Genomic DNA, 17,990 nt, shown 5'->3' on the forward strand with positions numbered 1-17,990 from the left:
CGTGAGCCCTCGGGTCGGAGGGAGGATCTGACGGAAACCCCGTTTTCTTCGCACAGCTCTGCAGGGAAAGCGGGGTTTCCGTCAGATCCTCCACGGGCGGCACGTCGATGCGGCGCTTTGACGGGGCGTGTGAAACAATGTGGACAGGTCACGCACCGCCGGTGCCGCCGGAGGCCGCTTGAGTTTGTACCGCGACGAAGTTTTCGACCGCGGCAGCTCGGAGCAGTTCCCCGTAGACCGTTGAACTTGGTACGCAGCTTGTCTGCGCCACTTCCGCGCACACCGTGCGCATGAGGAGCCACATGGCCGAGAACCAGAACGGCAACAACGTCGCCGAATCGAACCCCTCCCAGCCCACCCGTCGCCGCCGCGCCGCCTCCAGGCCGGCTGGCCCGCCCCCCGCAGTGGCGGCCCCGCTTGAGGTTCCGCAGACCACTGCCGCGGCCGCGGTCGCGCCCACCTCGGAGGACAAGCCCGCAGGCACTCCCGAAGTGGCCCCCAGCCACCCCGAGCAGCCGGCCCCGGCCAGGCGCCGTCGAGCCACCCGTCCCGCCGCTCCGGCAGACCCGGTCGCCGAACTCGCCAGTGACACCGCTGCCGCCGTCGCGGCGGCCCCGGCTGGTGAAGGAGCCCTCGCGGCCGAGCCAGAGGGTGCTGGCGCTCCCGCTGCTGAGCCGCCGGCGAAGAAGCCCGCCACCCGTCGTCGTAGGGCCACCAGCGCCACCCCTGCGGAGGATCCCATCGCTGGAATCGCCGAGGACACGGCCGCTGCCGCCCAGGCCGCTCCGGCTGGCGTGGGAGCCGAGGTTTCCCCGGACATCGACGTGCAAGCAGAAGGCAAGCCCGCCACCCGTCGCCGCCGCGCGAGCCGCAGCACGGCCGCGCCCGAGCAGGACCCCATCGTCGAGATGGCCGCTGACACCGCTTCCGCGGCGGCTGCCGCTCCGTCGGGGGAGCCGGCGCCGGAGGAGTCGTCCTCGCAGACTCACGGCGAGCAGGCCGATACCAAGCCCGCCACCCGTCGTCGACGTGCGACCCGCGGCACCGCCGCCCCCGAGCCCGACCCGATCGCCGAGATGGCTGCCGAGACCCAGGCGGCCGCCGTGGCCGCGCCGTCGGACCGGCAGCCCGAATCCGAAGCCCCCGCGGCCGACGAGGCACCCGAGCGACCGGCCGGACGCCGACGCCGGGCCACCCGCACCGCCGCCGCTGCGGAGCCGACGCCCGAGCCGGTGGCCACGGAAGAGGACCGGGAGCCGGTGGCGGAGGACTCCATCGCTGCCGCGCTGAGGATGGCCGAGGAGGCTGCCCAGGCGCGCAAGGCGCTCATCGCGGACCCGTTCAGCGTTCCCGCCGGCCGTCGCCAGAACGCCCTGGACTCACTCGCCGACGCGATCGCCTCGGGTCAAGCTGTGGACGACGACCAGGACGAGGCAGAGGACGAGGACGAGGAAGCGGGCGACGAGGAGTCCCAAGACGAGGACGACGACGAGCAGACCGACGAGGAGTCGGAGGAATCGGAGGACTCTGAGGCGGGGGACGACTCCGACCGTCCCTCCCGCCGTCGCCGCCGTCGCGGTGGGCGCAGACGCCGTCGCGGCGGATCCCGTCAGGATGCTGAGGATGCTGACTCAGCCGAGGCCGAGGACTCCGAGGAGGAGCCCGACCGGCCCAGCACCGAGGAGCCTGCAGAGGGTGATGAGGGTGACAACGGCGACAGCGAAGCCGACGACGGTGGCGGCACGCGCCGTCGCCGCCGCCGTCGCCGCGGTGGCCGCTCCGACGACCGGGAACTCGGTACCTCCAACGACGAGATCACCGGCATCGAGGGTTCCACCCGCATGGAGGCCAAACGGCAGCGCCGCAAGGAGAACCGTGCCGCAGGCCGCCGTCGGGCACCGATCCTGAGCGAGGCGGAGTTCCTGGCCCGGCGAGAGGCCGTGGACCGCAAGCTCGTGATCCGGCAGGGTGAGGACTACACCCAACTGGCCGTCATCGAGGACGGGATCCTCGTCGAGCATTACGTCGATCGGGCGTCGGCCACCTCGCTCATCGGCAACGTCTACCTGGGGCGGGTGCAGAACGTGCTCCCCAGCATGGAGGCCGCCTTCGTCGACATCGGTCGTGGGCGCAACGCCGTGATCTATGCGGGCGAGGTCGACTGGGACGGCTTCGGCGTCTCGGCGGAGGATCGCAAGGTCGAGAAGGTGTTCAAGTCCGGGCAGACGGTCCTGGTGCAGGTCACCAAGGACCCGGTCGGGGCCAAGGGTGCCCGGCTCACCGGCCACATCTCGCTGCCCGGCCGCTACATCGTCTACTCGCCGGGTGGCCACCTCTCCGGGATCTCCCGGAAGCTGCCCGACGCCGAGCGTGCCCGCCTGCGCGAGATCCTCGGGGAGCTCATCTCCGACGACGAGTCCGTGATCGTGCGCACTGCAGCCGAGGGTGCCAGCTCGGAGGAGCTCGTCCGGGACGTGAACCGCCTGAAGGCGCAGTGGGAAGTGATCGAGAAGAAGGTCAAGCTCGGCAAGGCCCCCGAGGCCCTCTACAGCGAGCCTGACCTGACGCTGCGGATCGTGCGTGACTTGTTCACCGAGGACTTCGGCAGGCTCATCGTGCAGGGCAATGGTGGACCCGATGACCAGTACGAGGCCATCGAGAACTACGTCGGCCATGTGGCCCCGCACCTGGCCGAGCGCCTGGAGCGCTACGCGCCGGCTGAGGATGGCAGGGACGTCTTCACCGAGTTCCGGATCGACGAGCAGATCGCCAAGGCCCTCGACCGCAAGGTCTACCTGCCCTCGGGTGGATCCCTGGTGATCGACCGCACCGAGGCCATGACGGTCATCGACGTCAACACGGGCAAGTTCACCGGCACCGGGGGCAACCTCGAGGCCACGGTGACCAGCAACAACCTGGAGGCTGCCGAGGAGATCGTGCGCCAGCTCCGGCTGCGGGACCTGGGCGGGATCATCGTGATCGACTTCATTGACATGGTCCTTCCGAGCAACCGCGACCTGCTGCTGCGCCGGCTGGTGGAGTGCCTGGCACGGGACCGGACGCGCCACCAAGTGGCCGAGGTGACGAGCCTGGGCCTGGTCCAGCTGACCCGCAAGCGGATCGGCACGGGCCTGGCGGAGGCGTTCACGGAGGAGTGCGAGCACTGCCACGGCGCCGGCTACGTCCGCCACGACGAGCCGGTGGACTCCCAGGAGCAGGCCGACGGCGGTGACCGCGACCAGCGCCGTGGCAGCCGCAGCGGCAGCCGCGGCCGTCGCAACGGTGGCAAGTCCTGAGTGTGGGTTGGGGTCCCGGATCTGGTCAGTTTGACCGATCCGGGGCAGCCCCGTAGAGTTGTCGATCGGTGCATTTGGCTCCGCGGTTCTCCGCGTGCGGCCTCCACCCCGACGAATCGGACTCCAACAGGTTTCCGAGCATTGAAGTCAAAGAGCTGAGAAGGTAGGTCAGGCGTGTACGCGATCGTGCGCAACGGCGGACGCCAGCACAAGGTTGCTGTTGGCGACATCCTGGACATCGATCTGGTGTCCGAAGAGGTCGGCGGTACCGTCAACCTGCAGCCTTTGCTGCTGGTCGATGGCGAGTCCATCACCTCGGCAGCCAAGGATCTGGGCAAGGTCACCGTGACCGCCGAGGTCATCGGCGCCACCAAGGGTCCCAAGATCCGGATCATCAAGTACAAGAACAAGACCGGGTACAAGAAGCGCCAGGGGCACCGTCAGCGGTACACCCAGGTGAAGATCACCGGCATCGAGAGCTGAGGGAGCTGACATGGCACACAAGAAGGGCGCGTCCTCGACGCGCAATGGTCGTGACTCGAACGCCCAGCGCCTCGGCGTGAAGCGCTTCGGCGGTCAGGTCGTCGGCGCCGGTGAGATCATCGTCCGTCAGCGCGGCACCCACTTCCACCCTGGCGTCGGTGTCGGACGTGGCAAGGATGACACCCTCTTCGCGCTGGTTCCCGGCGCCGTGGAGTTCGGTGTCAAGCGTGGACGCCGCGTCGTCAACGTCGCTCCGGTCGAGGCCTGAGCAACCACATCATTCATCAGGGAGGGGCAGCCGCACGGCTGCCCCTCCTTTGATTTGCGGCCGACGCGGTAGCGTTGTCCCGCAAGAGTTCCCAGGAGGATCCATGGCCATCCCGTCATTCGTCGACCGCGTGAAGCTGACCGTCCAGGCCGGCAACGGCGGGCACGGCTGCGCCTCCGTCCACCGCGAGAAGTTCAAGCCACTGGGAGGGCCCGACGGCGGCAACGGCGGTCAGGGTGGGTCCATCATCTTCCGGGTCGACGACAACCTGACCACCTTGGTGGAGTACCACCGCCAGTCGGTCCGCAAGGCGACCAACGGGCAGCCCGGCAAGGGCGACCACCAGCATGGCGCGAACGGTGACGACATCGTCCTCGCGGTGCCCCCGGGCACTGTGATCTCTGACGCCGAGACCGGTGAGGTCCTCGCAGACCTGACCACTGCCGGTGCCGAGTTCGTCGCGGCCGCCGGCGGCCGGGGCGGTCTGGGCAACTCCGCGCTCGCGTCGTCGGCGCGCAAGGCCCCCGGATTCGCGCTCCTCGGTGAGGAGGGGGAGAGTCGGCTGTTGCAGCTCGAGCTCAAGGTGGTGGCCGACGTCGGCCTCGTCGGGTTCCCCTCGGCGGGCAAGTCCTCGCTGGTGGCAGCCATCTCCAGAGCCCGTCCCAAGATTGCCGACTACCCCTTCACCACGCTGGTGCCCAACCTGGGCGTCGTCGTGGCCGGGGATGTCACCTACACGGTGGCCGATGTCCCCGGCCTCATCGAGGGCGCCTCACTGGGCAAGGGCCTCGGCTTCGACTTCCTGCGCCACATCGAGCGCTGTCAGGCGATCGTCCACGTCATCGACCTGGGCACCTACGAGCCCGGCCGCGATCCCCTGGCCGACCTCGAGGTCATCGAGTCCGAGCTCGAGGCCCACGGCGGCCTGGAGGACCGGGTCCGGCTCGTCGCGCTGAACAAGGTGGACCTCCCCGATGCGCCGCTCCTGGCTGAGATGGCGCGCGCCGAGTTGGAGAAGGCGGGCCACAGAGTGTTCGAGATCTCCACGAAGACCGGCGAGGGCCTCGGCGAGCTGAAGTTCGCGATGGCCAAGGTGGTGGCGGCCAGACGCGCCTCCCTGCCCGAACCCGCGGCCGAGCGGCCCGTCATCAGGCCCAGGTCCGTGGGCCGTGCGGCGACGAAGGAGGCCGACTTCACCATTGCCAGGAAGGGTGACGGTGAGGGCGGTTTCGTCTGGCGCGTGCAGGGTGAGAAGCCCGAGCGCTGGATCCGGCAGACGGACTTCAACAACCCCGAGGCCGTCGGCTACCTGGCCGACCGGCTGAACCGCCTCGGCGTCGAGACCGAGTTGCTGCGCATCGGCGCACAGCCCGGGGACGCCGTCGCGATCGGCGGCGAGGATGCCGTCGTGTTCGACTTCGCCCCGCAGGTGGACGTCGGCGCGGAGATCCTGTCCCGCCGCGGCGAGGATGCCCGTCTGGAGGAGGAGCGTCCGGCAGTCGCGCGGCGGCGCAAGCTGGATGCCGAGTACCACGCACGCAAGGCTGACGATGCGCAGTAGCGTCCGCGACGCGTCCAGATTGGTGGTGAAGGTCGGTTCGTCCTCCCTGACGACGCCCAGTGGCGGCTTCGACCACGAGCGGGTCGAGACGCTCGCCGCCGAGCTGTCGGCGCTGCATCGCGGCGGCCGCCGGGTGGTGCTGGTCACCTCGGGCGCCATCGCCGCCGGGATCGGACCGCTTGGTCTGGGCAAGCGACCCAATGACCTCGAGACCCAGCAGGCTGCCGCGGCGGTGGGTCAGGGGCTGCTGGTCCACCAGTACACGCAGGCGTTCGCGCGCCACGGCGTCCTGGTCGCACAGTTGCTGCTCACCGTCGACGACGTCCTGCGCGGCACCACCTACCGCAACGCCCTCAACACCATCTCGCGGCTGTTCCGGCTGGGTGTGGTGCCGATCATCAACGAGAACGACACCACCGCGACGCACGAGATCCGCTTCGGCGACAACGACCGGCTCGCGGCGCTGGTGGCGCACCTGGTGCGGGCCGACGCACTAATCCTGCTGACCGACGTCGACGGCCTCTACACCGCGCACCCGAGTGAGTCCGGCAGCGAGAGGATCGCCCAGGTCGACGACATCACGAAGCTCGTCGTAGACACCTCTCGGGTGGGCTCCAAGGTGGGCACCGGCGGCATGCGCACGAAGCTGGAAGCCGCCCAGATCGCGGCGCAGGCCGGCATCGAGGTGGTTCTCGGCCATGCGGACCAGCTGCACCAGATCCTGGAGGGCGAGGAAGTGGGGACGCACTTCTCACCTGTCGGCAAGCGTCGCAGGCGTCGGCTGCTCTGGCTCGCGCACGCGGCCAAGATCCGGGGCCAGCTGCACGTCGACGCCGGGGCGGTCCGGGCACTCACCCAGACCCACGCGTCCCTGCTGTCAGCGGGCGTGGTGCGCATCGAGGGCAACTTCAACGCCGGTGACCCGGTGGCCATCGTCGGTCCCGAGGGTGAACCGTTCGCCAGGGGCTTCGTCGAGTACGGCTCCGACGAACTGTCCTCACCCGAGGACCGGGGCCGCGCGGTCGTGCACCGCAACCGCCTGATCCTGTTGTGAGCGCGCGGCGGCGGCGCCGGGGCCATAGGCTTGCGGCATGCGAGTCGTCGTCATCGGTGGCAGTGGACACATCGGCAGTTTCCTGATCCCCAGACTGGTGCGCTCCGGGCATGAGGTGCGCAACGTCAGCCGTGGGCAGCGGGACAGCTACGTGGCCGACGCCGCCTGGCAGGACGTCCGCCCCGTGACCGTCGACCGGACGCAGGAGGAGCGCGAGGGTATCTTCGGCGAGCGCATCGCGGGCCTGGGCGCCGACGTCGTGGTGGACCTGATCTGTTTCACGCCCCAGTCCGCCAAGGCGCTCGTGGAGGCGCTGCGCGGAGTCAGCGGCCATCTCCTGCACTGCGGCTCCATCTGGCGCCACGGCCCCAGCGAGCGGCTGCCAGTGCGGGAGCACAGCCAGGAGCCGCCGTTGGGGGACTACGGGATCGCGAAGGCTGCCATCGCGGAACTGCTGCGGGAGGAAACCCGGGCGGGTGGGCTGGTGACCACTTCGCTCCACCCCGGCCACATCGTCGGCCCGGGGTGGCATCCGGTCGGGCCGCTGGGCAACTTCGACCCTTCAGTCTGGCGGACCTTGTCCGCGGGTCGGGAGCTGGCCGTGCCCGGGCTTGGCGCCGAACTGATGCAGCACGTGCACGCCGACGACGTGGCCCAGGCCTTCGAGGCCGCCATCGACCGGCGTGACGAGGCCGCTGGGGAAGACTTCGACGTCGTCGCGCCGTCAGCGCTGAACGTGCGCGGGTATGCGAGAACGGCGGCTGCGTGGTTCGGCAAGGAGGCGAAGCTGCGGCACGTCGGCTGGGAGGAGTTCCGCGACCTCACCTCCCCCGAACACGCCGATGCGAGCTGGGAGCACCTGGTCCGCAGCCATTACGTCAGCATCGACAAGGCCCGCGCCGTCATCGGGTACGCCCCCCGGTACGAGCCCGAGCAGGCGATCCTGGAGTCCGTGAGTTGGCTGGTTCGCAACGGTGGGATCGAGATCGAGGCTCCGCTCATCGGTTTGGCCGGAGAGGATACGAAAGCCTAGAATTGGGGGACTGGTGACCGGCCACAGCCGAACCGGCGAGCGCTTCTTGAAAGGGCTGCTGTGACATTCTTCGACATCCTCGGCTGGGTTGCCGCTGCCTTCGGCATGTCCGGCAGCGTGCCCCAGATCCTGCGTTTGCGCCGCACCCGCACCAGCGCCGGTCTTTCCACCAGGATGTGGCAGTTCAGCGCGGCCGCCACCTTCGCCTGGACCATGCACGGCTTCCTCGTCGGAGCCGTCCAGATGCAGGTGCCCAACATCGTTTGCACGGTGCTCGCGCTGGGCATCCTCGCCTTCATCGTTCGCGACCGTGGCGAGCGGTTCCTGCCGCGGCTCGTCCTCCCGACCGTCCTGGGTCTTGCGCTCTTCGGGCTGGACCTGTGGCTCGGCCCCGTCGTGTTCGGGACGCTCGTGGCCCTTCCCCTCGTTTTCGGTCAGATCTCGCAGTTGCTGTTCATGCGGCGTTCCGCTGACCTCTCCGGGGTCTCGGTCCCCACCCTCGCCGTTAACGTGCTCGTGCAGGCCCTCTGGCTCGTCTGGGGCATCGGCGTCGGGGATGCGGCGATCCTGGTCTGCTCGGTCCTGATGGGCACGCTCTGTGTGGTGAACCTCGCCTACTACGGCTGGCGCGGCGCGCGAGGCACGGTTGGTCCGCCGGTGCTGGCGGAGCAGCTCGCCGTCGACACACTCGCACCCGCGACCGCCGGCTGACGTCCCCGTTCGGGCGTGGTCACCCAATGACCACGGGACGGGCCGCGCAGGGATCCTCGCCTAGACTGCGGGACATGGATTTCACAACGCAGGCCCGCGCCGCCCGCGCCGCGAGCATCGAACTGGTCCGCCTGAATCGTGCCGCCAAGGATGCCGCCCTCCACGCCATGGCCGACGCACTTGCCGCGGCCGAGGCCGACCTGCTCGAGGCCAACGGCCGCGACATCGAAGCCGCGCGTGCCAACGGCACGTCGGAATCGATCATCGACCGACTGGCACTCAACCCGTCGCGCATCGCCGGCATGGTGCAGGGGCTGCGTGACCTGGCCGCACTGCCTGACCCCGTCGGCGACGTCGTGCGAGGCTGGCGCCTGCCCAACGGTGTCAAGGTCACCCAGACCCGGGTGCCGTTCGGAGTGGTCGGCATCATCTACGAGGCACGTCCAAACGTCACGGCGGACGCAGCGGGCATCGCCCTGAAGTCCGGCAACGCAGCGCTCCTGCGCGGATCCGGTTCGGCGTTCAACACCAACCAGGCCAGCGTCGCCGCGCTTCGGGAAGGGCTGCGGAGCGCCGGAGTGAACCCCGACGCGGTAAATCTCGTGGAAGGGGGACGGGAGGTCACCACGGAGATGATGCAGGCGCGCGGGCTCGTGGACGTGCTGATCCCGCGCGGTGGCGCCGGCCTCATCCAGGCGGTCGTGGACGGCTCCAAGGTGCCCGTGATCGAGACCGGCACCGGCAACTGCCACCTGTTCGTCGACGCCTCGGCGGACCAGGACATGGCGATCGAGATCATACTCAACGCCAAGACCCAGCGGTGCAGCGTCTGCAACGCCTTGGAAACGCTGCTCGTCCACCGCGAGATCGCCGACGAGTTCCTGCCCAAGGCAGTGGCGGCGCTCACGGAGCACGGCGTGGTGGTGCACGGCGACGAGGCCTTCGTGCAGGCCGCCTCCGAGGTGGTGGCCGCCAACCCCGAGGACTTCGAGGCCGAATGGCTCAGTCTGGACATCTCCGCCAGGGTCGTCGACTCCATCGACGAGGCGCTGGACCACATCCGCCGGTACACCACCGGGCACTCGGAGACCATCGTCACCTCTGACAAGGCCGCGGCGGACCGCTTCGTGGCGGAGGTCGACGCGGCTGCGGTACTGGTCAACGCCTCCAGCCGCTTCATCGACGGCGGGGAGTTCGGCTTCGGCGCGGAGATCGGCATTTCCACGCAGAAGTTGCACGCCCGCGGACCGATGGCCCTGCCGGAGATGACGTCCACGAAGTACATCGTCGAGGGCGACGGGCAAGTTCGCGCCTGAGGCGCGGCATGCGGATAGGATCCCGTTCATGGTTCTCGCAACTCTTCTGGAAACGACCAGTTCCGGCTCGCTGCCCACCATCCTCGCCGGCGTGATCGCCTTCGCCCTCCTGATGGCGGCCCTGCTCTGGGTCACCGGTATGGGTTCGGGTCGGCCCAACTCCAGGTGAACAACATCCCACTGCGGACAGCGCCGAACGGCCGGCGCTACCGGCTCGGTGTGATGGGCGGCACCTTCGACCCGATCCACCACGGCCACCTGGTGGCCGCCAGTGAGGTCGCGGCCAAGTTCCAACTCGACGAGGTGGTGTTCGTCCCCACCGGCGTCCCCTGGCAGAAGGCGCATCGCGACGTCTCGCTGGCTGAGGACCGCTACCTGATGACCGTCATCGCCACGGCATCGAACCCCCGGTTCTCGGTCTCGCGCGTCGACATCGATCGCCCGGGCAATACCTACACCGTCGACACGCTGAAGGATCTGCGGGCTGAGCGCGGCACCAACACCGAACTGTTCTTCATCACCGGCGCCGACGCCGTCCGCCAGATCCTCACGTGGCGTGGGGCCGACGAACTGTTCGACCTGGCCCAGTTCGTCGGGGTGACGCGTCCCGGGGTTCCGATGACCGTCGAGGACCTGAAGCACCTGCCGGAGGACCGCGTGACGATGCTGGAGGTTCCGGCGCTGGCCATCTCGTCCACCGACTGCCGCGCAAGGGTCCACGCCGCCGAACCGATCTGGTACCTGGTGCCTGACGGTATCGTCCAGTACATCCAGAAGCGCGGCCTGTACGCCGGCTTCGAAGTCGAGCAGGACCCAACCGCAGGAGAATCTGTTGCCAGTAACTGAAGAAGTCCTCGTCCCGGTGCGGCAGGCGGCCCAGGCCGCGGCCGACAAGCTCGCCACCCAGATCGTCGCCTTCGACGTCAGCGAGCAGCTGGCCATCACCGACGTCTTCCTCATCGCCAGCGCGCGCAACGAGCGTCAGGTGGGCGCCGTCGTCGACGGCGTGGAGGAGTCCCTGCTCAAGGTGGGCGTCAAGCCCGTGCGGCGCGAGGGTGATCGGGAGAACCGCTGGGTGCTGCTGGACTACATCGACTTCGTGGTCCACGTGCAGCACACCGAGGAGCGCTCCCTGTACAACCTGGAGCGGCTCTGGAAGGACTGCCCGCAGATCCCCCTTGAGATCGACCTGCCCGAGCAGCCCGAGCCCGATGCGTTCGAAGAGGAACTGCGGGGGTGGTGAACCTCACTCACCTGGTGCTCCTCCGGCATGGGCAGACGGAGTGGAACCACATCGACAGGATGCAGGGCCAGGCCGACGTCCACCTCGATGCGACCGGGATCACCCAGGCCCACGCGGCGGCCAGGGCCCTTGCCTCTCGGCACTTCGACGCCGTGTACTCCTCGGACCTGGTGCGGGCCAAGGCGACGGCGGACACCGTCGCGGCAGACCTGGGACTCCCCGTCGTGGTGGATCCGCGCCTGCAGGAAATCCACATGGGCAGCTGGAGCGGAAAGACCCGCGCCGAGGTGGAGGCGGAGTTCCCCGAGTTCGCCACGCTCTACTGGGAGGGCAAGGACTTCCGCCGGTCGCCGGAGGGGGAGACGATCGCTGAGATGGTGGAGCGCTCCATGCCCGCCCTTCGCGAGATCATCGAGCGCCATCGCGGCCACCAGGTCCTGGTGGTGGGGCACGGGTTCATGCTGGCCCAGCTCGTCCAGAACCTCGTCGGCATCACGGCGCACGCCCGGGTCCTGGGTGGGCTCAGGAACGCACACTGGTCGGAGGTAGGGATCGCTCCGGACGACAACGCCTGGCTGATCGCCCACAACGTACCGCCGCACGTCATCGAAGACCTGTGACCGCACCATCCAAGGGTGGCGCTTGAGGGTCCGACTGCCGACCCGCATGCGCCACACTTGAGGCCCGATGGCCCCAGTGGCGGCGGGCTCGAGTCCGGTTTCGATTGGCCCCACGCGACGTGGTTGCGTTAGCATTGCGAAGCCCCGCTGAGAAGCGGAACTGGGGCTATGGCGCAGTTGGTAGCGCGCTTCCATGGCATGGAAGAGGTCAGGGGTTCGAATCCCCTTAGCTCCACCGAACCGCTCGCCGGCTGACTCCGGTCGGACCGTTGAGAAACCAGGACGCGAACACGGCGTGTCATGGACACTCACCATCCACGACACGCCGAGTTTGCGTTCCAGATTCCCAACGCGCAGAGGCCGGTGCGGGAGCGAGCACCAATCCCGGCCACACCCCATTGCCTAGTATTCGGTTCATGACCGGCTACTACATCGGGGTCTCCGGGTGGCGGTACCGCGGCTGGCGCGGGGACTTCTATCCCGAGGGCTTGCGGCAGCGCGACGAGCTCCGCTACGTGGCCGAGCGGATGACTTCGGTGGAGATCAACGGCTCCTTCTACTCGCTGCAGCGGCCCAGTTCCTACGCCGCATGGGCGTCCGACACTCCGGAGGGCTTCGTGTTCGCGGTCAAGGGCGGCCGCTACCTCACGCACATGAAGCAGTTGCATGACATCGAGGCGCCGCTTGCGCACTTCTTCGCCTCCGGCGTGCTCGCGCTCGGCAACCGGCTTGGGCCCGTGTTGTGGCAACTCCCGCCTCGCATGTCCTTCCACGCCGAACGCCTGGACCACTTCCTGCGGATGCTGCCGCGCACCCTCGGGGAGGTTGCGGAGCTGGCGCGGCGGCACGACGACAAGCTCGCCCCCGAACGGACACTCACCGACGTCGCACCCGGCGTCGCCGCGGACCGTCCCGTCCAGCACGCCTTGGAGCCGCGGCACCCGAGTTTCGCTTCGCAGGAGGCCCATGAACTCCTCGCCCAGCAAGGCGTGTGCATGGTGATCGCCGACAGCGCGGGGGAGTGGCCGACGATGCCGGACGCCACCAGTGACATCCGCTACGTCCGCCTCCACGGGGAGCAGCAGCTCTACACCAGTGGCTACACCGACGAGTCCCTCGACCGCTGGGCGGACCAGTGCAGGACGTGGCTCGCCGAAGGGCTCGACACCTACGTGTACTTCGACAACGACGCCCACGGGCACGCGCCCTGGGACGCCGTCCGTCTGCTGGACCGCCTCGCCGATGTCGCCGCCGACGGCGAGCGGTAGCCTTCAGCAGTGCCTGACAACCTTCCGATCACCCCCGCCGGCAACATCGACGCTTCCGCGTCGGCAGTGCGGGCGCTGCGCCGCACCTCGCTGATCGTCGTCGCGCTGAACCTGTCGTACTTCTTCGTCGAGAACGCTGTGGCGCTCGCGATCGGCTCGGTGTCGCTGTTCGCGGACTCGGTGGACTTCCTGGAGGATACCGCCGTCAACCTGCTGATCTTCATCGCGCTCGGGTGGACGCTGCAGCGTCGTGCCGTGGCGGGCAAGTTGATGGCGGTCATCATCACCGTCCCCGCGCTCGCGGCCATCGTCACCGCCGTCGCGAAGTTCGCCAACCCCGAGGCGCCGGACCCCCTCTCGCTGGTGGTGACGGCGGGCGGCGCGATCGTGGTCAACGGCATCTGCGCCTATCTCCTGGCCCGCCAGCGCCACGACGTCGGCTCCATGTCCAGGGCCGCGTTCCTGGCTGCCCGCAACGACGTCTACGCCAATGCGGCGATCATCGCCGTCGGGTTCATCACGATGCTGTGGACGTCGGGCTGGCCCGACATCGTCCTTGGCCTGTTCCTCGTGGCGCTGAACCTCTCGGCCGCCAAGGAGGTCTGGGAGGTGGCCGAGGAGGAGAACCTTGCGGCGAAGGCGCTGGCGGGAGAGGACCTGGACGACTGAGAACTGCCCCCTAGCGATCCAGCGCCGCGCGGATCATGTCGTAGGTCGCCGCGTCATAGGCGACAAGCCTGACGTCTTCCACGGCCGTGTCGGCCTCCGCGACCGTCTCGATCGCCGCCGCGATGGCGTCGTCCTTGGGCCAGCCGTAGATCCCTGCGCTGATGAGCGGGAAGGCGACGCTGTCGGCGCCCAGCTCGTCGGCCACCTCCAGCGACCTCCGGTAGCAGGATTCCAGCAGTGAACGGTCCCGTTGGCCGGCCGCGTAGTTGGGCCCGACGGTGTGGACCACCCAGCGGGCCGGCATCCTGCCCGCGGTGGTCCAGCCGGCGTCGCCGGTGGCCAGGCCGTGGGGAAAGCGCCGGATGCAGTCGGCGAGTACGTCCGGACCGCCCGCCCGGTGGATGGCGCCGTCGACTCCACCGCCACCCCGCATCGCATTGTTGGCGGCGTTGACGACGACGTCGACCTCCTGCGTGGTGATGTCCCCTTGGACGGCCGTGATCTTGGGTGGCATGCCCCAATTCTGCCCCGACCTCACAGGCGCGCGAGGACGGCGTCGAGCATCTCTTCGGTGAGCTTCCCCGTGAAGGTGTTCTGCTGGCTGACGTGGTAGCTGCCGACCAACCGGATCGGCGAACCCTGTGGGGTGGTGAGGAGCGCCTCTGCGCCATGGCCGAACCGCGGCTTGGGTGCGGGCACCTGCCAACCCAGCCGGCGCGCCGCCTTGAGAGCGGCGTCCCAGCCGATCGAGCCAAGCGCGAGGATCGAGCGAAGTCGCGGGGTGGCCAGTTCCAGGTCCCGGTCCAGCCAGGGTGCGCAGGTGGCCTTCTCTTCCGTGGTCGGCTGGTTGGCCGGCGGGGCACACCGCACCGCTGCCACGATCCGGATCCCGCGCAGTTCAAGCCCGTCCCCGGCGGCGACCGCCGTCGGCTGGGAGGCGTAGCGAGCCCGATGGAGGGCCGCGTACAGCCAGTCACCGGAGCGGTCGCCGGTGAACATCCGTCCCGTGCGGTTGGCGCCGTTGGCGGCCGGGGCGAGCCCGACGATCAGAACCGCGGCCTCTGGGTCCCCGAAGGAATGGGCCGGCCGACCCCAGTAGGGCTGGTCGGCGAACGACGCCCGCCGCCCCGTGGTGGCCACCGCCTCGCGCCAGTCGACCAACCGCGGGCAGGCCCGGCAGACCGAGACGCGGGCGTCGAGCTCCGCCACGGAGCCAGCGGCGCCGGCCAGTCGCGCCACCTCCGCAGCAGTGGTGGCGACAGGCGTCAACGGGTCCGCGGGATCACCGGGCCAGCCACTGCCCGGCGGTACCGGGGATGGGAAGAGTCGTCCGGTGATCGGGTGGGGGTCGAGTGCTTGATCCGACATGGCTCGACTCTGCCACGACTTGCGCGACTCTCGGGCTGCGGTGCGGCGACTTTTCAGGGAACCCGGCCCACCGGCCCCAAGTGCGTTTGAATGGGGGTCCTGAGGACCAAGGGAGAGCACACATGGATTCGCATTCACTTTCCGCCCTTGCCGACGACCTGCTCGGGCAGGCCCGTGCGGCCACCGCGGGCCGGGCCGCCAAGACCATCCATGGGGGTCAGGACCGGCGGCTGCGCCAGACCGTCGTGGCGCTCGCCGCCAGCAAGGAGATGGCCGAGCACGACAGCCCCGGCGAGGCGACCCTCATGGTCCTGCAGGGCCGGATCCTGCTCAAGGTGAACACGGAGCCCTGGGAGGGGACCGCCGGGGACTTCGTGGTCATTCCCAGACGGCGCCACGCCCTGGCTGCTCTCGAGGACTCGGTGTTGATGCTGACGGTGGTCAACGAGCACTGAGGCGGTGTCAGTCCTTGGCCAGGAGCCGTTCGACGCGTGGTTTGACCTCGGTGGCCAGCAGGGTCAGGGACTCCAGGAAGTGCTCTTGCGGCAGGCCGCCGATGTCCATCTGCAGGAAGTGCCGGACGTGGCCCAGGTGGCGGTGGAGGTCGACGATGCGCTCGGCCACGTCGTCGGGGTCCCCGACGTAGTAGGCCCCGGCGCCATGGGCCTGGGCCAGGTAGGCCTGGTCGTCGGGAGGTGGCCAGCCCCGCAGCTTGCCCATCTCCACGTTGAGCCGCCGCCAGCCCGGATACATCCGGTCCAGGGCCTCCTGCTTGGTGGGTGCCACCAGTCCCAGCGCTGCCACCGACACCTTGATGTCGTCTCCTGTGTGGCCGTACTTCTGGGCCGTGCGCCGGTAGAGCTCTGCGAGAGGAGCGAACCTGGCGGGCGCCCCGCCGATGATGCCGTAGGAGACTGGGAGGCCGAGCTTGCCGGCGCGCACCGTCGACGGTGCGTTCCCACCGGTGCCGAGCCAGATCGGGAGCTTGCGCTGCGCCGGACGCGGTACTACGACCAGGTCGTTGATCGCCGGGCGGACGCTGCCGTCCCACGTCACGCGCTCCGACTCGTTGATCCGGAGCAACAGGTCCAACTTCTCCGCGTAGAGCACGTCGTAGGCAGCCAGGTCATGGCCGAAGAGCGGGAATGACTCCACCGACGACCCCCTGCCGGCCGTTATCTCCACACGTCCCCCGGAGATGGCGTCGGCGGTGGCGAACTGCTGGTAGACCCGGACCGGGTCGTCGGTGCTGATGATGCTGACGCCGGAGCCGAGCCGGATCCGCTCGGTGGCGCCCGCCGCGGCGTTGATGAGCGAGCCCGGCGAGGAGGCAGGCATCTCGAGCGTGTGGTGCTCGCCAACCGCGAAGTAGTCCAGCCCAGCCTTGTCGGCCAGGACGATTGCGTCGAAGAGGTTGCGGATGGCTTCGTGAGTCGGGCCGAGCGTCCCGTCGTCGTTCCGCTGGGTGTCCCCGAAGGAATAGGCGCCGATCTCCATGGTCAGGCTGCCTCGGTCCTGGCGTCGAGTCCGAGTTCCCGTTCGAGCTCGGAAGCCGTGAAGCTGCCGTTGAAGATCGCCGTTCCGGTCTGGAAGGCAGCTCCGGAGTCCAGTGGTCCGCTGTGGACGCCGTCGAAGCCGAACCGGTCGATCACCTCGAGCACGGCGGCCGCGGCGGCGTCGTCGTCGGAGGCGACGGCGAGCGCGCGGCGCCCCGGGGCGCCGGCAGGGCGCGCGTGGTCCTCGAGGTCCCGGTAGCCGATGTGGTTCAGGGTCTTAACGAGCCGTGCCCCGCGGAAGTGTCGGGCCACGACCTCACTGCTGGACAGATCGCGCTCGAAATCGGGGATGGTTCCGTCCACCTCGCGCCAGTAGTTCATGGCGTCGACCACGATCTTGCCGTCCAGGATGGCCGGGTCCACCGTGCGGTGCTTGTGCAGTGGCACAGCCACGACGACGATGTCAGCGTCCCTGACGGCTTCGGCTGCGGTCCTGGCAGTGGCCCCGGGGATGACGATCTCCGCAATGAGTTCGATGTCCTCCGCAGGCCCGGATCCCGCGACTTCCACGTCGTAACCGGCACGGAGCGCGGTCCGCGCCACCGCTGCTCCGACGCGCCCCACGCCCAGTACTGCGATCTTGTTCATCGTCACCTGTCCCGAAGAATGTGATTGAGAAATCAACTATACTCGGGCGGGGCTGGAACCCAAACCGGCGGACTCTGGTCTCAGGCCCCGGTCGCGCGCGATCCTCGGGACAGAGGCCGCGCGCTCCCGGGACCGGTCCCGATACTTGTCCGGGGTTTCGACTCAGGCGAGGTTCGCCGAGAGGTTGATCTCCGGGACGCTCGCCAAGGCTGCTGAGACCGGGCAGTTGCGCTTCGCCGACTCCGCGATCCGGACGAAGTCCTCCTGCGAGATGCCGTCCACCTGGCCCTTCACCTCCAGGTCGATCTTCGTGATGCCGGAGCCGACGATGAACGTCACCTTCGCGTTCGTGTCAAGCTGCGTCGGCGCGGTGCCGTTCTTCGAGAGTTCGCTGGAGAACTGCATGGAGTAACACGTGGCATAGGCGGCAGCGATGAGCTCCTCCGGGGTGGTGGTGCCGCCGGACTCCTCCGAGCGGGCCTTCCAGTTCGCCTGGAAGGTACCGGTGCCGGAGGTGTCGAGCGTGACGTTGCCGGATCCGCTGGGAAGGTCGCCCTTCCACACGGTGGTTGCGCTGTTGACGATCGGGTTGGGCATGTTGCCTCCTTCGTACGCGGCGCGGGACGGTCCCCGCCGCCGGCGCTTTGCCGTGTTGCCACCTTACCGACGACGCCGTGCAGAATCCGGCGGTCGCCAAGGACGAAGGACCACCGGGGCAGGTGCGGCGCGGGGCGCGAAGAACCCCGGCTCCGTACGGAACCGGGGTTCTGGCGGGGGAGTGTGGTCAGCGCCCCATGAGCTTGCCGAAGAAGCTGGTGGAGGGCTCATTCTGGTGTCCCTCGCAGCGCTGGGACTTCGGGACGCCGCGCATGACGCTGTCGACGTGCTGGCCACAGCCGGCCCAGGTGGTCTTTCCGCACTTCTTGCAGGTGACTGCAGAACACATGTTTCGTCTT

21 protein-coding genes and 1 tRNA gene are annotated in these 17,990 nt (G+C 69.0%); 16 read left to right on the forward strand and 6 right to left on the reverse strand.

Going from position 1 to position 17,990, the window contains the following annotated elements:
* Nucleotides 1–302: 302 nt before the first annotated feature.
* The 15 genes from LKO27_RS04075 to LKO27_RS04145 all read left to right on the forward strand — a co-directional run bounded on the left by LKO27_RS04075 (nt 303) and on the right by LKO27_RS04145 (nt 13,522).
* Entirely contained in the window at nt 303–3,296 is a 2,994-nt protein-coding gene (locus LKO27_RS04075) for an Rne/Rng family ribonuclease (protein WP_370629941.1), read from the forward strand.
* A 174-nt stretch (nt 3,297–3,470) separates the two neighbouring features.
* Nucleotides 3,471–3,779, forward strand: coding sequence for a 50S ribosomal protein L21 (gene rplU / locus LKO27_RS04080; RefSeq protein WP_227735598.1), 309 nt, complete (start codon nt 3,471–3,473; stop codon nt 3,777–3,779).
* A gap of 10 nt (nt 3,780–3,789) precedes the next feature.
* Nucleotides 3,790–4,047 (forward strand): 50S ribosomal protein L27, encoded by a 258-nt coding sequence (gene rpmA, locus LKO27_RS04085; protein WP_227735599.1) that lies wholly within the window; start codon nt 3,790–3,792, stop codon nt 4,045–4,047.
* 103 nt (nt 4,048–4,150) lie between these two features.
* Entirely contained in the window at nt 4,151–5,608 is a 1,458-nt protein-coding gene (gene obgE, locus LKO27_RS04090; RefSeq protein WP_227735600.1) for a GTPase ObgE, read from the forward strand.
* On the forward strand, nt 5,598–6,662 hold the full coding sequence (proB, locus tag LKO27_RS04095) for a glutamate 5-kinase (RefSeq protein WP_227735601.1): 1,065 nt from the start codon (nt 5,598–5,600) through the stop codon (nt 6,660–6,662). Before obgE ends, proB begins: the two co-directional genes overlap by 11 nt.
* Before the next feature lie 37 nt (nt 6,663–6,699).
* Nucleotides 6,700–7,695 carry an NAD(P)-dependent oxidoreductase gene (locus LKO27_RS04100; protein ID WP_227735602.1) on the forward strand — a complete coding sequence of 332 codons (996 nt, stop codon included), beginning with the start codon at nt 6,700–6,702 and terminating at the stop codon, nt 7,693–7,695.
* Nucleotides 7,696–7,755: 60 nt separating this feature from the next.
* Nucleotides 7,756–8,406, forward strand: a complete 651-nt coding sequence (locus tag LKO27_RS04105) for a PQ-loop domain-containing transporter (protein ID WP_227735603.1) — start codon at nt 7,756–7,758, stop codon at nt 8,404–8,406.
* A gap of 26 nt (nt 8,407–8,432) precedes the next feature.
* A complete protein-coding gene (locus LKO27_RS04110; RefSeq protein WP_227735604.1) occupies nt 8,433–9,722 on the forward strand; it encodes a glutamate-5-semialdehyde dehydrogenase in 1,290 nt (429 codons plus the stop codon).
* Between the two features lie 28 nt (nt 9,723–9,750).
* Nucleotides 9,751–9,891: a hypothetical protein gene (locus LKO27_RS04115; RefSeq protein ID WP_227735605.1), complete on the forward strand. Its 141-nt coding sequence runs from the start codon at nt 9,751–9,753 to the stop codon at nt 9,889–9,891.
* Nucleotides 9,888–10,568 (forward strand): nicotinate-nucleotide adenylyltransferase, encoded by a 681-nt coding sequence (gene nadD / locus LKO27_RS04120; RefSeq protein ID WP_227735606.1) that lies wholly within the window; start codon nt 9,888–9,890, stop codon nt 10,566–10,568. The genes LKO27_RS04115 and nadD overlap by 4 nt, the downstream gene beginning before the upstream one ends.
* Nucleotides 10,555–10,965 (forward strand): ribosome silencing factor, encoded by a 411-nt coding sequence (rsfS, locus tag LKO27_RS04125; RefSeq protein ID WP_227735607.1) that lies wholly within the window; start codon nt 10,555–10,557, stop codon nt 10,963–10,965. Before nadD ends, rsfS begins: the two co-directional genes overlap by 14 nt.
* Entirely contained in the window at nt 10,962–11,585 is a 624-nt protein-coding gene (locus LKO27_RS04130) for a histidine phosphatase family protein (protein WP_227735608.1), read from the forward strand. Before rsfS ends, LKO27_RS04130 begins: the two co-directional genes overlap by 4 nt.
* Before the next feature lie 162 nt (nt 11,586–11,747).
* Nucleotides 11,748–11,820: transfer RNA gene (locus LKO27_RS04135), tRNA-Ala, on the forward strand.
* Nucleotides 11,821–12,001: 181 nt separating this feature from the next.
* Nucleotides 12,002–12,853: a DUF72 domain-containing protein gene (locus LKO27_RS04140; RefSeq protein ID WP_227735609.1), complete on the forward strand. Its 852-nt coding sequence runs from the start codon at nt 12,002–12,004 to the stop codon at nt 12,851–12,853.
* A gap of 9 nt (nt 12,854–12,862) precedes the next feature.
* A complete protein-coding gene (locus LKO27_RS04145) occupies nt 12,863–13,522 on the forward strand; it encodes a cation transporter (protein ID WP_227735610.1) in 660 nt (219 codons plus the stop codon).
* A 10-nt stretch (nt 13,523–13,532) separates the two neighbouring features.
* Here the strand turns inward: LKO27_RS04145 and LKO27_RS04150 are convergent, their stop codons facing one another.
* Nucleotides 13,533–14,036, reverse strand: coding sequence for an O-acetyl-ADP-ribose deacetylase (locus LKO27_RS04150; protein ID WP_227735611.1), 504 nt, complete (start codon nt 14,034–14,036; stop codon nt 13,533–13,535).
* A 20-nt stretch (nt 14,037–14,056) separates the two neighbouring features.
* Nucleotides 14,057–14,890: a uracil-DNA glycosylase gene (locus LKO27_RS04155; protein WP_227735612.1), complete on the reverse strand. Its 834-nt coding sequence runs from the start codon at nt 14,888–14,890 to the stop codon at nt 14,057–14,059.
* A 122-nt stretch (nt 14,891–15,012) separates the two neighbouring features.
* On the opposite strand from LKO27_RS04155, the gene LKO27_RS04160 reads away from it, so the two are divergent.
* Complete coding sequence (locus tag LKO27_RS04160; protein ID WP_227735613.1) at nt 15,013–15,345, forward strand: cupin domain-containing protein; 333 nt, start codon at nt 15,013–15,015, stop codon at nt 15,343–15,345.
* Nucleotides 15,346–15,352: 7 nt separating this feature from the next.
* Here the strand turns inward: LKO27_RS04160 and LKO27_RS04165 are convergent, their stop codons facing one another.
* The 4 genes from LKO27_RS04165 to LKO27_RS04180 all read right to left on the reverse strand — a co-directional run bounded on the left by LKO27_RS04165 (nt 15,353) and on the right by LKO27_RS04180 (nt 17,980).
* Nucleotides 15,353–16,387 carry an LLM class flavin-dependent oxidoreductase gene (locus LKO27_RS04165; protein ID WP_227735614.1) on the reverse strand — a complete coding sequence of 345 codons (1,035 nt, stop codon included), beginning with the start codon at nt 16,385–16,387 and terminating at the stop codon, nt 15,353–15,355.
* Between the two features lie 2 nt (nt 16,388–16,389).
* Entirely contained in the window at nt 16,390–17,040 is a 651-nt protein-coding gene (locus LKO27_RS04170; protein ID WP_227735615.1) for an NAD(P)-binding domain-containing protein, read from the reverse strand.
* A 156-nt stretch (nt 17,041–17,196) separates the two neighbouring features.
* A complete protein-coding gene (locus LKO27_RS04175) occupies nt 17,197–17,631 on the reverse strand; it encodes an OsmC family peroxiredoxin (RefSeq protein ID WP_227735616.1) in 435 nt (144 codons plus the stop codon).
* A gap of 187 nt (nt 17,632–17,818) precedes the next feature.
* Nucleotides 17,819–17,980 (reverse strand): hypothetical protein, encoded by a 162-nt coding sequence (locus LKO27_RS04180; protein ID WP_227735617.1) that lies wholly within the window; start codon nt 17,978–17,980, stop codon nt 17,819–17,821.
* Nucleotides 17,981–17,990 lie beyond the last annotated feature (10 nt).

The organism is Tessaracoccus sp. OS52 (assembly GCF_020687685.1).
Taxonomy (GTDB): domain Bacteria; phylum Actinomycetota; class Actinomycetes; order Propionibacteriales; family Propionibacteriaceae; genus Arachnia.

Excerpts from the sequence above, each read along its gene's own strand:
- proB (WP_227735601.1), top strand. The coding sequence starts at position 5,598 with ATGCGCAGTAGCGTCCGCGACGCGTCCAGATTGGTGGTGAAGGTCGGT.
- LKO27_RS04165 (WP_227735614.1), bottom strand. The coding sequence starts at position 16,387 with ATGGAGATCGGCGCCTATTCCTTCGGGGACACCCAGCGGAACGACGAC.
- obgE (WP_227735600.1), top strand. The coding sequence starts at position 4,151 with ATGGCCATCCCGTCATTCGTCGACCGCGTGAAGCTGACCGTCCAGGCC.
- LKO27_RS04110 (WP_227735604.1), top strand. The coding sequence starts at position 8,433 with ATGACCACGGGACGGGCCGCGCAGGGATCCTCGCCTAGACTGCGGGAC.
- LKO27_RS04175 (WP_227735616.1), bottom strand. The coding sequence starts at position 17,631 with ATGCCCAACCCGATCGTCAACAGCGCAACCACCGTGTGGAAGGGCGAC.
- LKO27_RS04140 (WP_227735609.1), top strand. The coding sequence starts at position 12,002 with ATGACCGGCTACTACATCGGGGTCTCCGGGTGGCGGTACCGCGGCTGG.
- rpmA (WP_227735599.1), top strand. The coding sequence starts at position 3,790 with ATGGCACACAAGAAGGGCGCGTCCTCGACGCGCAATGGTCGTGACTCG.
- LKO27_RS04100 (WP_227735602.1), top strand. The coding sequence starts at position 6,700 with ATGCGAGTCGTCGTCATCGGTGGCAGTGGACACATCGGCAGTTTCCTG.
- LKO27_RS04075 (WP_370629941.1), top strand. The coding sequence starts at position 303 with ATGGCCGAGAACCAGAACGGCAACAACGTCGCCGAATCGAACCCCTCC.
- LKO27_RS04160 (WP_227735613.1), top strand. The coding sequence starts at position 15,013 with ATGGATTCGCATTCACTTTCCGCCCTTGCCGACGACCTGCTCGGGCAG.
- LKO27_RS04180 (WP_227735617.1), bottom strand. The coding sequence starts at position 17,980 with ATGTGTTCTGCAGTCACCTGCAAGAAGTGCGGAAAGACCACCTGGGCC.
- LKO27_RS04115 (WP_227735605.1), top strand. The coding sequence starts at position 9,751 with ATGGTTCTCGCAACTCTTCTGGAAACGACCAGTTCCGGCTCGCTGCCC.
- LKO27_RS04150 (WP_227735611.1), bottom strand. The coding sequence starts at position 14,036 with ATGCCACCCAAGATCACGGCCGTCCAAGGGGACATCACCACGCAGGAG.
- LKO27_RS04155 (WP_227735612.1), bottom strand. The coding sequence starts at position 14,890 with ATGTCGGATCAAGCACTCGACCCCCACCCGATCACCGGACGACTCTTC.